This is a genomic window from Clostridium sp. YIM B02569, from assembly GCF_022320765.1.
GTDB classification, from domain to species: domain Bacteria; phylum Bacillota; class Clostridia; order Clostridiales; family Clostridiaceae; genus Clostridium; species Clostridium beijerinckii.
Window position 1 is genome coordinate 58,336 of record NZ_JAKJJX010000025.1, and the last position, 16,479, is coordinate 74,814.

Below are 16,479 nucleotides of genomic sequence, written 5' to 3' on the forward strand. Positions count from 1 at the left end.
AATGTTTGCGTGTATATCATTGAAATGAAATACACGCATTAATGTGTGAACTTATCTAAAATATAATATGAAGGAGAGAGAAGTTTCATGAAACCTAAAATAGATTATAGTATCTACCTTGTAACAGATAGAGATTTAATGAGTACAGAAACTTTAGAAGAAGCTGTGGAAAAAGCTATAATTGGAGGATGTACATTAATTCAATTAAGAGAAAAAGATTGTTCATCACTCGACTTCTATAATACAGCTGTGAGAGTTAAAGAGATTACAGATAAACACAATATTCCATTAATAATAAATGATAGAGTGGATATTGCACTAGCAGTAGATGCGGCTGGAGTGCATGTTGGACAAAGTGATATTCCTGCAGCAATTGTAAGAAAAGTCATAGGAAATGATAAAATTCTTGGAGTTTCAACAGGGTCTGTAAATGAAGCTCTTGAAGCAGAAAAAAATGGAGCTGATTATTTAGGAGTTGGTGCGATGTATTCAACTGGTACTAAAAAAGACGCAGATTCAACTAGTATGAATGAATTAAGAAAAATTAGAGAAAATGTATCTATACCTATAGTTGTAATAGGTGGAATAAATAAGGATAGAGTTAAGGATTTCAAAGGAATAGGAATTGATGGACTTGCAATAGTTTCTGCTATTATAGCAAAGGAAGATATTACTACAGCCGCTAAAGAATTAAAAAATGAATTTATTAAAATCTAACTATTAAATATATAGCATTTTAAAGGCACTGTTTACTGGAATTTCTGGTATAGTGCTTTTATTTTATTCTTATTTATACTGAGCATAAAATATATTTTGCAGAATATTGTCATATAGTATGTTTTGACAAATTATAGTAAAAAAATTAAACTTAAGATAGCATAAAGATTATAGTAGAATAGCAAGTTTAATGGAGTTTAATGACGATTAAAGTAATACTGCAGATAATATCCATAGAGAGCTTGAAAGTAAGGATGTGCTTTGCTACGAAAGTTGGAAAATATATCAATAGAAAGTTAGGACTATCAATTTTGATAACGTCAGTAGTATTTGTATTGGGATTAGCATATATAAAAAATCACAAGAACATAGGATCTAATGATATTGTCAGAAAAGAAAAAGAAGAATACGTGGAAAGAGAACGTGTATCGAAGAGTATAACAACAGTGGAGACAAATGATGAGAGAATTCTTACACAAATAGGTAAAAAAAAGTTAATAGTAAATAGCTATTATAATATTGATGCTGCTTCAAATAGTAAAGAGGGTGATATGAGAGGCGTTGTAAAAGAAAAGTGGAGGCATATTAAGCCTAAGAAGGAATATACAATAGGCGTTTTGCTACCTCATTTTGAAGATCAATATTGGGTCTCAGCGAATTATGGAATAATAAATTATGCAAAGGAATTAGGAGTTAAGGTAAAGTTATATGCAGTTGGAGGCTATATAGAGTTTGGAAATCAAAAAGAAGAGCTGATGGACTTAGCAGAGGATGATAAAATTGATGGGATAGTGTTTGCTACATTAGATAATACAAAATTTAATTCAGATGTAGAGAATATTGTTCATAATGATAAGCCTATTGTTGCACTAGTAAATGATATTAATGCTCCCGATATTAGCGCAAAAGCAATAGTTTCCTATTATGATATGGGATATAAAGCAGGAGAGTATGTTGTTGAAGATTCAGCAGGGAAAGATATAAAAATTGCATTTTTCCCTGGGCCAAAAGAATCAGGGTGGGCATCAGATACATTAAATGGTTTTAAAGATGCAGTTTCAAGGTTAAAGAAAAATGATCAAAAGATAGATATTAGCAATCCTTTTTATGGAGACACAAGACCTGATGTGCAGCGATTACATATAACAAGTGTTTTAGAAAATAATGACGATTATGATTATTTAGTTGGTTGTGCTCCAGCAGTAATTGAAGCTGAAAAATTTATTGCTAAACGCAAAGAGAAATTTAAAAATATAAGAATTGTATCAACATATATGACAAGTGATGTTTTTAATCTAATAAAAAAGGGAGCTGTATTAGCTTCTCCATCAGATCAAACTATCCAACAATGTAGAATAGCATTAGATATGATTATAAGAATTCTAAATGGAGAAAAGGCAGGAGTAGATTTCCCATTCCAAAGTGGTCCGTGTGTGCCTATAATTTCAAGGGATAATATTTCACAATTTAAGTATGAAGACCTATTTGGAAGTAAAGAGTATATTCCAGTATTAAATCATATGGATAAATAAGGGTTAAGTTATGAGCATAAAAAAGAAATTTAGGAATATGAAGATTAAGCGTAGATTTACAATTTCAACATTAACAGTAGTTATAATTACCATGTTAATATTTGAAATAATAAGAATAATAATATTGGTTTCAGGAATAAATAAGGATTCAATGCAAAAAGTTGAAACAATCACTAGATTAGCAGCACTTAGCTATCAAGACCCAATTTGGAATTTAAATATTGTAGGAATTAAAGAAATTAGTGATGCATTATTTGAGGATGAGGAAATTGGTTATATTCAAGTTAAAGCTAAAGGTAATGGAGAAATATACAATAAGTATAAAAAAGATGATATATATTCTGAGCAAAATTTGATTATAAAGAAAGTCAACGTTTTAAAAGATGAAATACCAATAGGTGAGGTCACTATAGGTCTTACAAGGTATTATAAATCAAAAGTTATTGAAAATTACATAATTGCGACAATCATAAGGCTTTTGGTAATGGTTTTACTTCTTTGGTTAGCAATAAGTATTGTTTCTCGTATTGTTACCAAGTCTATATATGAGCTGAGTGTAGGAACTGATGAGATATCAAATGGGAACTTGACTCACAGATTATTTATTAATTCAAGAGATGAAATAGGGGAATTGGCTATTAAATTTAATAATATGGCTCAAACTTTATATAATATGATTAAGCAGAGGAATGAAGCAATAAATGAACTCAAATATTCAGAAGAGAAATTTAATAAGGCATTTAATTATAGTGCTGATGTAATCGCTATTGTAAGGCTTAGTGATAAACTATACATTGAAATAAATCAAGCGTTTTTACGCACTTTTGGATATAAACGTGAAGAGATAATTGGTCATTACTCAGATGAGTTTAACCTGTGGGAAAATGAAGAACATCGCTTGAAGGTGATTCAAATATTAGATAGTGGAGGCATGCTGCGTAATGAAGAGATAACTTGGAACACTAAATATGGAGAAGTTAGAGTTGGATTATTTTCAACGGAAATAATTGAAATTGACTGTATAGAATGCGTAATATTTGTTTGGAATGATATTACAGAACGTAAAAAAATTAGTGAAGAGTTGAAACGCGTTAATGATGAACTAGAAGATAAAGTTAATGAAAGAACAAAACAACTTATGCAGACTTTTGCTGAGTTAGAAGAACAACATAATAAGCTCAAGTCAGCTCAGTCGAAATTGATTCAATCAGAAAAGATGGCTAGTCTTGGTACTTTAGTAGCAGGGGTAGCACATGAAATTAATAATCCTATTAATTATATATATTTAAGTTCAAAAGTTCTGGATATGGATTTATGCAATTTTAAAGAAGAACTTATTGAATTATTGGATAATGCGGATGATGATGTGTTAAATTTCTTCGAACAATATTTTAACAAATTTTCTAAATCAATAATTAATATTCTAGATGGGTCTAATCAAGTAACAACCATAGTTAACGATTTGAGATTATTCTCTAGGCTTGATGAGGCAGTTAAAAAAGAGATAGATGTTTCAGAAGCTTTGGAAACAACAATAAGGTTGGTTAAAACCAAATATACTAAACAAATTAAATTTATAAAGAAATTTCAAACTCATAGGAAGATAGAGTGCTATCCTTCACAATTAAATCAGGTATTTTTAAATATAATTGTAAATGCGTGTCATGCTATAGTTGAAAAACAAAATGACTTAGTATGTGAGAATAATGGATTAATAGGTATAAGCGTTTTTGACAATAACAAAGAAATTATAATCGAATTTTGTGATAATGGGTGTGGTATGACTAAAGATACAATATCAAGAATATTTGAACCATTTTTTACAACTAAACCAATGGGACAAGGAACAGGGTTAGGTATGTCTATATCATATGGTATTATTGAAAAACACAATGGAAGTATTGATGTGGAATCTAAGGTGGGGGAAGGATCAACTATAACTATTCATATTCCTTACTAAAAGATATTAATAATAAAATCAATAAGGCACCATAATCTAAAATTATATTTTAATTTCAGTAAGGAGAAGATAAATGAAATTTGTTATAAATAAGGACAAGCTTAGAGAACTTAATAAAATAGATAGTAAAGATAAAAAATATACAATACTATTAATTGATGATGAACTAGCAAATCTTGAGGCTTTAACAAGACTCTTAGAAGAAGAGTATGATGTAATCAAAGCAGAAAATGGGTTTGAAGCATTAAATATACTTAAAGATGAATCATGTTCTAAAAAAATCAATTTGATTATCTCAGATCAGCGCATGCCAGGAATGACAGGGGTTGAATTATTAAAGCAAACAATATCTATTGTCCCAAATGCAATTCGTATTATTTTAACTGGATTCATGGATGTGAAAGATATTATTGATTCAATTAATGAAGGGCATATTTATAAATTTCTTTTAAAGCCATTGGAGGCAGATGAGTTGTTAATTTCCGTAAAAAGGGCTTTGGAGACATATGAATTGAAAATGAAAAATATTAAGCTTATAGATGAGTTAAAGCAAACAAATAAGAAATTAAAGAAAAGTGAAGTTTACTTAAGCACTATTTTCAATTCGGTAAGTGATGCAATATTAATTCATGATTTTAATGGGATTATAGTTAACGTTAATGATACTGCTAATAGGCTATATGGATATCTACATGATGAACTAATTGGTATGAGTATAAAAGATATTATTTCAAAAAATTCACCGTACATATACGATGATATACTTAAATTGATTAATGATAGAAAGAAAAATAAGATTAATACTCCAGTAACCCTTGAAGCTATTTCAATAGATAAAAATCATAAAGAGTTTTGGGTTGAGAGTAATAGTCGTGCAATAATATTTAATGAGCAGAAGGCCATTATTGCAGCTGTAAGAGACATAACTGAAAGAAAAAATACTGAATTAAAATCAAAAGAAGAGGCTTTGGAATTAGAAAAATTAAGAACTGAATTTTTTGCTAATATTTCTCACGAATTGAGAACACCACTTAATATAATACTAGGTGTAATACAAATTCTAAGAAGAGATCTTTTAGATAAAGAAAAACCGATCGACAAAGGAAAGATAATTAATAATATAGACATTGAAAGACAAAATTGTTTTAGATTACTTCGTTTAATAAATAATTTAATTGATTCAACTAAATTAGATGCAGGACATTTTGAGATTGATATGATTAATTGTAACATTGTCAGTGTCGTAGAAGAAATCACTCTGTCAGTAGCTGGTTATATAAGCAATAACAATATAAACCTTATATTTGATACCGATGTTGAAGAAAAAATTATTGCTTGTGATCCTGATAAAATTGAAAGGATTATGTTAAACCTACTGTCTAATTGCATAAAGTTCACAGATGATGATGGAAGCATATTTGTAAATATATTTGATGGAGAAGAATATATAACCTTGTCTGTAGAAGATACAGGTATAGGAATTCCAGAAGAAAAAGTTGAAATTATTTTTGATAGATTTAGACAAGTAGATAAATCTTTTACAAGAAATTATGAAGGAAGCGGAATTGGATTATCTCTCGTAAAGTCCTTAGTAGAGATGCATGATGGCACGATATCAGTGGAAAGTAAATATGGGGTAGGAACTAAATTTACGATTAAACTTCCAGTAAAGGTATTAAATAAAAGTAAAGAAAGAGTTAATATAAGTAATAATATAATTAATACTTGTGTAGAAAAAATAAATATTGAATTTTCAGATATATATAAACAACATTTGTAGAGGAATAAGTAAAAAAGTACGAGATTATACTTAGAATTTGCAAATATATAGTCAATTAACGAAAAAGCAATATATTATATGTTTTTATGAAAATATATAAGAATTTGTGTATAATATATATGGCGAAATACATTAGTATAACGATGTTAAAGGTATTATTAATTGTTTGTTATACAAAAAAGGTGTATAATGTTCTGATTTGGACGAAATATATCTAGGGAGGGATTTTTACATGGAAATATTAGAATTGAAAAAAAATTTATACTGGACAGGAGTATTAGATGCCAATTTAAGGGTATTTGATATTATCATGGAAACAGAGTTTGGAACTTCTTATAATTCTTATTTACTTAAAACAAGTGAAAAAACAGTATTATTTGAAACTGCAAAGGCTAAGTTTTTAGATGGATATTTAAAGGCGTTAAATAAGCTAGTTGATATTAAGGATATTGACTATATTGTAGTAAACCATACTGAGCCAGATCATGCAGGAAGTATAGAAAAACTTATTGAAATGAATCCTAATATTAAGATTATTGGAAGCCAAGTTGCTATAGGATTCTTGAAGAATATTGTTAACAGAGAATTTAATGGAATAATAGTTAAAGAAAATGAGACTTTAAGCTTGGGTGACAAAACTTTACGTTTTATGTCAGTACCAAATTTACATTGGCCTGATACAATGTATACTTATATTGAAGAAGATAAGACTTTAGTTACTTGTGATTCATTTGGTTCTCATTATAGTTTTGAAGGAATTCTACTAAGTAAGGTTACAGATAATGAGGGATATTTAAGAGCTCTTAAATATTATTTCGATTGTATTATTGGACCTTTTAAGAATCCGTTCATGATTAAAGCATTAGATAGGATTAAAGATTTAGAAATTGATATGATTTGTACAGGACATGGTCCAGTTCTTGACTGTAGAATAGATGAAATTATGGAATATTATAAGAAGTGGTCTAATGTTTCAAATCCAAATCCTAGAAAGACAGTAATCATACCATATGTAAGTGCGTATGGGTATACAAAAGAATTAGCAGAAAAGATTGCAGAAGGAATTAAGGCTAGTGGAGATATAGATGTTAGAGTTTATGATATGGTAGAGGCAGATAAAGACAAAGTTCTTGAAGAACTAGAATTTGCAGATGGTATTTTATTTGGTTCACCAACAATAGTTGGTGAGGCTCTAAAGCCAATATGGGATTTAACTACTTCAATCTTTGCAAGAACTCATGGTAATAAACTAGCAAGTGCTTTTGGAAGTTATGGATGGAGTGGGGAAGCTGTTCCTCATATTATAGAAAGACTAAAGCAACTTAGAATGAAGGTTGTTGATGAAGGATTCCGTGTTAAATTCAAACCAAGTGAGAGTGAGTTAAGTGATGCTTATGATTATGGTTATAATTTTGGATTCCTGCTTTTAAATAAAGAAAATCTAAATAAAAATTAATATGTAATTGTTATTTTATTAGGACTTATTGTAATAAGTCCTAATTTTAGTTATCATATTTTAAAAATGACAAGTTAAAGAATGGGTTTTGACTTTGTTTAGAAAAGAGTACTAAGGCAAAGGTATGAGTAATTATGATTCTTAGAAAAGGAGATTAAAGAATGAGTATAGGATATGCGTGTTTAACAATAGGAGTTCCAGATACTAATTTAAAAAGCTGTACTTCGAAGAGTTTAACTGAAGAAAAGCTATTGGAAATAATATCGTATAATTTGAAATCTCTTAAAAATATAATTGAATATAATATAAAGAATAATATAAAGCTTTTTAGGATTAGTTCAGACTTAATACCATTCGGATCCAGTCATTTGAACCAATTATCATGGTGGAATATATTTTCCCAAGAATTTGGGGAAATAGGTAGAAAGATTATGGATAATGATATAAGGGTATCGATGCATCCAGGGCAATATACAGTGCTTAATTCTCCTAGTGATGATGTTGTAAAGAGAGCAATTGAAGATTTAAATTATCATGTTAAAGTTTTGGATAACTTTGGAGTTGGAGAAAATCATAAAATTATATTGCATATTGGTGGAGTTTATAATGATAAAGAGCAGGCGATAAAAAGATTCGCAGATAATTATAAACGTTTGAATGATCAGGTGAAAGAAAGACTTGTTATTGAAAATGATGATAAATCGTACAATATAAATGATGTTCTTAAAATAGGAAATGGACTAAATATTCCAGTTGTTTTTGATAATCTTCATAATGAGATAAATTGTTATGATAGAGAAAAAAGCGATTCATATTGGATAAGTGAGTGCAATAAAACATGGAAAGAGAAAGATGGAAGGCAGAAAATACATTATTCTCAGCAAGACCCATTAAAAAAGGCAGGCTCTCATTCAAATACAATAAAAATTAATAAGTTTATAGAGTTCTATGAAAGTGTAAAAGGGAAAGATATAGATATAATGCTTGAAGTTAAGGATAAAAATTTTTCAGCTGTAAAGTGTATAAATTCTATAGCTGAAAATGCTAAAATAAAAAAACTTGAGGAAGAATGGGGAAGATATAAATACAAGGTTTTAGAGAATTCTCCTTCAAATTACTTAGAAATAAGGAAGCTACTTAAAGATAAAACTCAGTATCCAGCGGTTAAGTTTTATAATTATATTGAAGATGCCATGGAAGAGGAAATAACAATTGGAAATTCAATAAATACTGCATTACATGTATGGGGATATTTTAAGAATTTAGCAGATGATAAAGAGAAAATGAGCTTTTTAAAAAGTATTGAAGATTATAAAAATGGAAAAGTTTCAATAAAATCAATAAAAAATAAATTGTTTAAGATAGCTGTAAAATATAATGAATCATACCTTTTAAACTCGTATTATTTCCTATAAAATAGATTTATTAATTGTGAATTATAATAATTTTCTAGTATTTGATACAGTTTTACTATAAAAAAAGGTATAATATTTTCATATAGATGAAAGTTATAGGGAGGAATTTTATATGGAAATATTAGAATTAAAAAAGAATTTTTATTGGACAGGAGTTTTAGATCCTGGTTTAAAAGTATTTGATATAGTTATGGAGACAGAGTTTGGAACATCTTATAATTCCTACTTACTTAAAACAGGGGAAAAGACTGTATTATTTGAAACTGCCAAAGCTAAATTTTGGGATGGGTATTTAAGTGCATTAAATAAATTAGTTGATATTAATGATATTGATTATATTGTAGTAAATCATACAGAACCTGATCATGCTGGGAGTATAGAAAAGCTTATTGAAATCAATCCTAATATTAAAATAGTTGGTACACAAGTTGCTATAGGATTTCTAAAGAATATTGTAAATCGTGATTTTTATAGCATAACAGTAAAAGAAAATGATACTTTAGAATTGGGAGATAAAACATTACGTTTCATGTTCTTACCTAATTTACATTGGCCAGATACAATGTATACATATATTGAAGAGGATAAAACCCTTATAACTTGTGATTCGTTTGGATCTCACTATAGTTTTGATGAAATATTATTGAGTAAGGTTAAAGATAATGAGGGTTACTTAAGAGCTACTAAATATTATTTTGATTGTATCATTGGGCCTTTTAAGACGCCATACATGGTTAAGGCATTAGATAGAATTAAAGATCTAGATATTGATATGATATGTACTGGGCATGGTCCAGTTATAGATTGTAGGATTGATGAAATCATGGAACTTTATAAAGAATGGTGTACTGTAGTTAATCCAAATCCAAGAAAAACAGTAATTATACCTTATGTTAGTGCGTATGGATATACTAAAGAGTTAGCTGGTAAAATATCAGAAGGTATTAAAGATAGCGGAGATATAGATGTAAGATCGTACGATTTAGTAGAAGATGATAAGGAAAAAGTAATTGAAGAATTAGGATTCGCTGATGGAATTTTATTTGGAACACCTACTATAGTTGGTGAGGCTTTAGAGCCAATTTGGGATTTAACTATAAAGATGTTTGCTAGAACACACGGAGGAAAACTTGCTAGTGCCTTTGGAAGTTATGGATGGAGTGGTGAAGGAGTTCCACACATTATAGAAAGATTAAAACAACTTAGGATGAAGGTTGTGGATGATGGATTTAGAATTAAATTTAAGCCTAGTGATAGTGAGTTAAGTGAGGCTTATGATTATGGATATAATTTTGGATGTATACTTCAAAATAAAGAGAATCCAAAGAAAAAATCAGCTAAAAGAACATTAGTAAAATGTTTAGTGTGTGGAGAAATATTTGATTCAAGTCTTGAAATATGTCCAGTTTGTGGTGTAGGAAAAGAAAATTTCGTACCAGTTGAAATAGATGATAGCAATTATAAAAATAATACAAATGAAATTTATCTAATTCTTGGAAATGGAGCGGCAGGTATAAGCGCTGCAACGTCTATAAGAGAAAGAAATGAAACTTGCTCTATAGTATTAGTTTCTAATGAAAATGTGCTAGGTTATAATCGTCCAATGCTTACAAAGTCAATGATAGCTAAATTTAATTCGAAACAAATTGCAGTTCATGATGAAGCTTGGTATAAAGAAAATAATATTACAAATGTTCTTGACAGAGAGTTAATTGAAATAAATGCTAAAGATAAAGAGGCTGTGTTTAAAGATGGAATTAAATTAAAGTATGATAAATGTATATATGCTTTAGGAGCTGAATGCTTTGTTCCACCAATTTCAGGGAAAGATAAGAAAGAAGTTATAGCAATTCGTAGAATTTCTGATACAGATAAAATTACAGAATTATTGCCAAATGTAAGGAATGCAGTTGTAATAGGTGGAGGAGTTCTCGGTCTTGAAGCTGCATGGGAATTAACAAAAGCAAAATGTAAAGTTACAGTATTAGAGCTTGCTGATAAATTAATGGGACGTCAATTAGATTATGAAGGCGGAAAATTCCTTGAAGAAATAATTAAAGATAAAGGAATTGATGTGAGATTAGGCGTGAAAATTGATGAAATAGAGGGCGAAGATTCAGTTACCGGAGTTAGAATTAATGGAGGAGAAGTTATTGCAGCTGATTTAGTTGTTATATCTTGTGGTATTGTACCTAATTCTAAAATAGCTCAGAAATCAGGAATTGATGTTAATAGAGCAATAATAGTAAATGAAAAAATGGAGACTAATGTTTCTGATATTTATGCATGTGGAGATTGTGCAGAATATAATGGAGTAAACTATGGAATATGGCCACAAGCTCTAGAAATGGGAAAAGTAGCAGGTGCTAATGCAGCAGGAGATTCATTAACTTATGAAACAGTAGATGCAGCATTAACATTTAATGGAGCTAATACTTCACTGTATGCAATTGGTGACAACGGTAAGAACCCAGAAATTCAATATAAAACAGTTGAGTTTAAAGATCCAGTTAAAAAGACATATACAAAATATTATTTTGCAAACAATCGTTTATGTGGAGCTATTTTAATTGGAGATACTAGTAACTTGGCTAAAGTAACTCAAGATGTGAAGGAAAGTAGATTATTTAAAGATATGTTCAAATAGAAATTTAAGATAATTTAAATTTGGAGATAACGAAATTAATTTGAATTTGGTTATTTTATTCTAAGGCTGCCGGCAAAATGTCGGTAGCTTTTAATTTTTGAAATACAGATCTGGTAGAGGTTATATAGAAATATGAATTAAGTTTCATCACAAAATTATTCTATTAGAACGGGAAGTTTTATATGATGGGATTTAATGTCAATAAAATAAAATGATTTTACTGATTAATTGGTAATAATAATAAAATAGAAAAATACAGATTAGATTATTGTTATAATGCACAATAGATTAAATAAATTAAATAAGTAAAACAGGTAGAATAGTTAAGATTATATTATTAAAAGGCAGACTCTCAGAGTTTAATAATATTAAATTTATGAATAAAGACTAGATACAGTGGCAGTTTTGCTTAAAAAGGCATAGATCTTTAAAAGCTGTGTGTAGCATCAGAATTCAACTAATAAAGTAGCACATAAGATTTAAATTAAGAGTTTATTGTTCAAATACACAAAAAAAAATGTCAAGTAAACAATATCAAGAGCTTAATAAATATATTATTATGTATATGTTAGTAAACGTTAACTCGCTTACACGGTATAATAAAGGATAAATTTGTATAATTATTAAATTTGAGGAGGAAATATAATGGCAGTTATTCATTGGAGTGGAGCGATTATTGGATTAGTAATCGCTATAATACTAATTTTAAGGAAAGTGAATCCTGTATATGCGCTTTTTGGAGGAGCTGTTATCGGCGGACTTATTGGTGGAGCCAGTTTGGCTAATACAGCACAGGCTATCATTGAAGGTACGAATAGCGTAATGGGAGCAGTTGTTCGTGTAATAGCAGCAGGAGTGCTTGCAGGTGTTCTAATTGAATCTGGAGCGGCAGAGAAAATTGCTGAGACTATAGTAGAAAAATTTGGAGAGAAAAAGGTTCTCTTAGCAATTGCACTATCAAGCATGATAATAACAGCGGTTGGAGTTTTCATACCGGTTACAGTTATTATAGTTGCACCTATAGCACTTCCAGTGGCTAAAAAAGTTGGAATCACTAAGTCGTCTATACTTTTAGCTATGATAGGAGGAGGTAAGGCTGGAAATATAATTTCTCCAAATCCTAATACAATTGCGGTAGCTAAAGGATTTAATGTTGAATTAGCACAAGTTATGATAGGAGCATTTATACCAGCAGTAATTGGACTTATAGTTACATATTTTGTTGCGACATTAATTAGTAAAAAAGGAGAAATGATTAAAGAATCAGAAATACCAGTTAGAGTAGATAATAAGGTAAAGCCAAGCTTTGGGAAGGCTATGGTAGCACCAATAGTTGCTGTAATATTATTAGCACTTAATCCTATAGCGAATATGTTGCATTTGAAATTCTTAGCGGCTATTCAAATAGATGCAATGTATATATTGCCTATAGCAGGATTAATTGGATTGTTTGCAATGGGACAACGTAGTAAGATTCTTGAGTATACAACATCAGGATTAAATAGAATGACACCAACTGTAATGATATTAATTGGTGCTGGAGCAATAGCGGGTATTATTTCTAAATCAAATTTAAGTGATGCAGTAGTATATTGTATTCAACAAACAGGCATTTCAGGAGTATTTTTAGCACCTATATCAGGTATATTGATGGCAGCAGCTACGGCTTCAACATCTACAGGTGCAATTGTAGCAACAGGAACGTTTGCGAAAGCAATACTAGCTGTTGGTGTCGCACCTTTAAGTGCAGCAATTATGATCAACACAGGAGCTGTAGTTATCGATCATCTACCTCATGGTAACTTCTTCCACGCATCAGCAGATGCAGTAAAAATGAATATAAAGGAACGTATGAAATTAATGCCATATGAATCTATAGTTGGAGGATCTATGGTCATCGTATCAATAATAATATACGGTTTTATAAAATAATAAGATAAGTATAAGTAAAATTTATTCAATTTAATAATCTCACAAAATATAAAAATTTAGTTAGGAGCGTTGAAAATGAAAAAAGATTTAGTTATTGTATTAGCACCTGATTCTTTTAAAGAGAGCATGACAGCAAAAGAAGCTTGCGAGGCAATGGAAAGAGGAATAAAAAAAGCAAACGGTAGTATAAAATGCTTACATGTGCCTATGGCTGATGGTGGAGAAGGAACTATGCAGTCATTAGTAGATGCTACTAATGGAGAAATATATTCATTAAAGGTAATTGGGCCCCTTGGTAATGAAGTAGAAGCGCAGTATGGTATTTTGGGAGATAAAGAAATAGGAATATTGGAAATGGCTAGTGCAAGTGGAATACATTTAGTACCACCAGATCAGAGGAATCCTTTACTAACTACAACTTATGGTACTGGACAACTTATAAAGGCATGTTTAGATAGAGGTGTAAAAAAACTGTTAATAGGTATTGGTGGAAGTGCTACTAATGATGGGGGAGCAGGAGTTATACAGGCACTTGGAGGAAAACTATTAGATGATAAAGGCAATGAATTAGCTCTTGGTGGTGGAGAATTAGGAAAACTAAATAGTTTAGATTTAAAGAATTTTGACCCAAGATTAAAAGACGTCGTAATTGAGGTAGCCTGTGATGTTAATAATCCTCTTTGTGGTGAAAAAGGAGCTTCAAATGTATTTGGACCACAAAAGGGAGCAACACAGGAAATGATAGAAATATTAGATAATAATTTAAAACATTACGCAGACGTAATAAAAAAAGAATTGGGAAAAGATGTTTTAAATGAACCAGGAGCCGGAGCAGCTGGAGGACTTGGAGCTGGACTTATGGCATTTCTAAATGGAACTCTAAAAAAAGGTATTGAAATGGTGATAGAATATGCTTCATTAGAAGAAAAAGTGAAAGAAGCAGACATGGTATGGACTGGAGAAGGAAGCATAGATTTTCAAACTCAATACGGTAAAACACCTTTAGGTGTTGCTACAATTGCTAAAAAACATAATAAGCCGGTAATTGCATTAGCGGGAAGAGTTGGTGAAGATATAGAAGTTCTATATGAAAGTGGAATAGATTCAATATTTGGAATAACTAAGGGGGCAACTCCGTTAGAAGAAGCTTTGGTAAAAGGTCAGGAGAATATTGAAAAGACTGCTGAAAATATAGTTAGGCTTATGAATCTACTGTGATTAATCCAATATAAGTATAATATTAAAAGTGCGTTTTATTTTAAGACGCACTTTTAATTTATATATTATGATAATGTAGATATTGCTTTTGCTTTATAATCTAATTATTATATATACTTAGCTTTGTTTTAGTGTTAAAAAGTATAATAATAGGTATTGTATATAGATAACACAATCATAAACTATGCTTAAACCATGAGTATCTTACAACTAGAACATAAGTATATTATTAATTTCGGTGAGCTATACGCATAAGTATAGATTATAGTTGGGTTATCTTTGTATAGATATCTAATTCAAGAATTAGACTTATTAGATGAACATATTTGCAAATTTTCTAAAACTTTGAGTTCATATCTTCACTAGAAATCATAAATATATTTGTGGAGAAAACATTTGAAAATGAGCTGTTAAAGGTTCTTAGCTGTAGGTTGTTCCAATTTAGCTTGTCAAACTGAAAGTTGGAGCATGCTAAATTGGATACAACCTGCTGCTTAGAAATTTCAGCGATATTTTCATAGCTTTTCGGAACAAAATATTTATGATTTCGGTAAGTTATCACATCAGTTTAGTTTTAAATTTGGATATCTATAGATAGAAAAATTAAGAATTAGATTTATATTTTTCAATAGATACTATACTAATTATAGCTTTGAATTCTTATAATATAACTATAGATTAGAAAGGGATGGTTGATATGACGTTATCTAAAACCATAGCACAAAAAATTGTTTTAGAAATGATGAATGTAATTCCTTATAACATAAATGTTATGGATGAAAGTGGAATAATTATAGGCAGTGGTGATAGTAAAAGGATTGGGAATTTGCATGAAGGCGCCAGGAAAGCTATAGATAACCAACAAATAAACGAAGTCTTTGAAGAAGATGACAGAATGAAACCTGGAGTTAATGAACCCATTATTATCAATGACAAAGTAATAGGTGTGATCGGGATAACTGGACACCCTGATGAGGTAAGAAGATTCAGTAAACTTGTTCGTGTAACAGCAGTTTTATTAATAGAACAATCTAAAGCAGACGAGGAAATTCAGAACAAAAGATTAAATATGCAGAAATTTTATAATGAACTAACTCATAGAAAGACAAAATACGATGAAAGTTTCCATCAAAGAGCTAAAAGCTATGGAATAGATCTTACGAAAAAATGCAGAGTTATTCTTGTGGATGGAAATATAAATTCTCGAAGCTTTAAAATATTGTATCAGAAGTATTCAAGTTATAGTGAGGTTGATGATAATAGAATAGCATTTTTTGTTACGTCTAAGGATCTATATAATGGATTACTAGAAAACTTAAAAACAAATAAAGATGTAAAGAGAATAAGCATTGGAGCAATGGAAGATGTTGCAGCTATTTCGCTAGAAAGTGCAGAATTAGCGATGGAATTTGGTGCGAAGATAAAATCATTAAGTTTAGTTTATAGCTATGATGAATTGCGATTTTTTATAAAATTATCACATGACAATAAGTTACCTTTGATATCAATGATGTCAAATCTTGATAAGGCAGGGAATAAACTAGAACTTATTCAAACTATACAGGCATATATTGAAGAGAATGGTGATATCGGTAATGTGGCTAATAGATTAAATATACATAGAAATACTTTAAATTATAGGCTAGAAAAAATAAAAAAATTAACAGGAAAAAATCCGAAAAATTTATTAGAATTATTTGAGTTGTTGTGTGGGTTAATTTGGAGATAATCATTTTATGTTTAAGATTTTAATTATGTGGTATATACTAGTATTAAGGTATAATTGAAAAATAACAAGTCCATCTGCCAAGCCTGTTTTCAG

The 16,479-nt window shown here is 29.8% G+C and carries 10 protein-coding genes; all 10 read left to right on the forward strand.

Annotation, left to right across the window (positions count from 1 at the left end; genetic code table 11):
• The first annotated feature begins 87 nt into the window (after window positions 1-87).
• The gene (gene thiE / locus L3B96_RS20520; RefSeq protein WP_012060643.1) at window positions 88-717 is read left to right on the forward strand and encodes a thiamine phosphate synthase; all 630 of its coding nucleotides are present in this window, start codon (window positions 88-90) and stop codon (window positions 715-717) included.
• 200 nt (window positions 718-917) lie between these two features.
• The gene (gene torT / locus L3B96_RS20525; protein ID WP_238948438.1) at window positions 918-2,249 is read left to right on the forward strand and encodes a TMAO reductase system periplasmic protein TorT; all 1,332 of its coding nucleotides are present in this window, start codon (window positions 918-920) and stop codon (window positions 2,247-2,249) included.
• Window positions 2,250-2,286: 37 nt separating this feature from the next.
• Entirely contained in the window at window positions 2,287-4,209 is a 1,923-nt protein-coding gene (locus L3B96_RS20530; RefSeq protein ID WP_238948439.1) for an ATP-binding protein, read from the forward strand.
• 73 nt (window positions 4,210-4,282) lie between these two features.
• Window positions 4,283-5,989 (forward strand): ATP-binding protein, encoded by a 1,707-nt coding sequence (locus L3B96_RS20535; protein WP_238948440.1) that lies wholly within the window; start codon window positions 4,283-4,285, stop codon window positions 5,987-5,989.
• A gap of 232 nt (window positions 5,990-6,221) precedes the next feature.
• A complete protein-coding gene (locus L3B96_RS20540; protein WP_012060639.1) occupies window positions 6,222-7,445 on the forward strand; it encodes an FprA family A-type flavoprotein in 1,224 nt (407 codons plus the stop codon).
• A 161-nt stretch (window positions 7,446-7,606) separates the two neighbouring features.
• Window positions 7,607-8,860 (forward strand): UV DNA damage repair endonuclease UvsE, encoded by a 1,254-nt coding sequence (gene uvsE, locus L3B96_RS20545; protein WP_238948441.1) that lies wholly within the window; start codon window positions 7,607-7,609, stop codon window positions 8,858-8,860.
• 112 nt (window positions 8,861-8,972) lie between these two features.
• Window positions 8,973-11,507, forward strand: coding sequence for an FAD-dependent oxidoreductase (locus L3B96_RS20550; RefSeq protein WP_238948442.1), 2,535 nt, complete (start codon window positions 8,973-8,975; stop codon window positions 11,505-11,507).
• Window positions 11,508-12,152: 645 nt separating this feature from the next.
• Complete coding sequence (locus L3B96_RS20555) at window positions 12,153-13,439, forward strand: GntP family permease (protein ID WP_238948443.1); 1,287 nt, start codon at window positions 12,153-12,155, stop codon at window positions 13,437-13,439.
• A 75-nt stretch (window positions 13,440-13,514) separates the two neighbouring features.
• Window positions 13,515-14,657: a glycerate kinase gene (locus L3B96_RS20560; protein ID WP_171787497.1), complete on the forward strand. Its 1,143-nt coding sequence runs from the start codon at window positions 13,515-13,517 to the stop codon at window positions 14,655-14,657.
• Between the two features lie 697 nt (window positions 14,658-15,354).
• On the forward strand, window positions 15,355-16,386 hold the full coding sequence (locus L3B96_RS20565; protein ID WP_238948444.1) for a sugar diacid recognition domain-containing protein: 1,032 nt from the start codon (window positions 15,355-15,357) through the stop codon (window positions 16,384-16,386).
• The last annotated feature ends 93 nt before the right edge of the window (window positions 16,387-16,479 follow it).

What these genes read in the sequence shown, in the direction of transcription:
- thiE (WP_012060643.1), top strand. Translation starts at nt 88, where the DNA reads ATGAAACCTAAAATAGATTATAGTATCTACCTTGTAACAGATAGAGAT.
- torT (WP_238948438.1), top strand. Translation starts at nt 918, where the DNA reads ATGACGATTAAAGTAATACTGCAGATAATATCCATAGAGAGCTTGAAA.
- L3B96_RS20530 (WP_238948439.1), top strand. Translation starts at nt 2,287, where the DNA reads ATGAAGATTAAGCGTAGATTTACAATTTCAACATTAACAGTAGTTATA.
- L3B96_RS20535 (WP_238948440.1), top strand. Translation starts at nt 4,283, where the DNA reads ATGAAATTTGTTATAAATAAGGACAAGCTTAGAGAACTTAATAAAATA.
- L3B96_RS20540 (WP_012060639.1), top strand. Translation starts at nt 6,222, where the DNA reads ATGGAAATATTAGAATTGAAAAAAAATTTATACTGGACAGGAGTATTA.
- uvsE (WP_238948441.1), top strand. Translation starts at nt 7,607, where the DNA reads ATGAGTATAGGATATGCGTGTTTAACAATAGGAGTTCCAGATACTAAT.
- L3B96_RS20550 (WP_238948442.1), top strand. Translation starts at nt 8,973, where the DNA reads ATGGAAATATTAGAATTAAAAAAGAATTTTTATTGGACAGGAGTTTTA.
- L3B96_RS20555 (WP_238948443.1), top strand. Translation starts at nt 12,153, where the DNA reads ATGGCAGTTATTCATTGGAGTGGAGCGATTATTGGATTAGTAATCGCT.
- L3B96_RS20560 (WP_171787497.1), top strand. Translation starts at nt 13,515, where the DNA reads ATGAAAAAAGATTTAGTTATTGTATTAGCACCTGATTCTTTTAAAGAG.
- L3B96_RS20565 (WP_238948444.1), top strand. Translation starts at nt 15,355, where the DNA reads ATGACGTTATCTAAAACCATAGCACAAAAAATTGTTTTAGAAATGATG.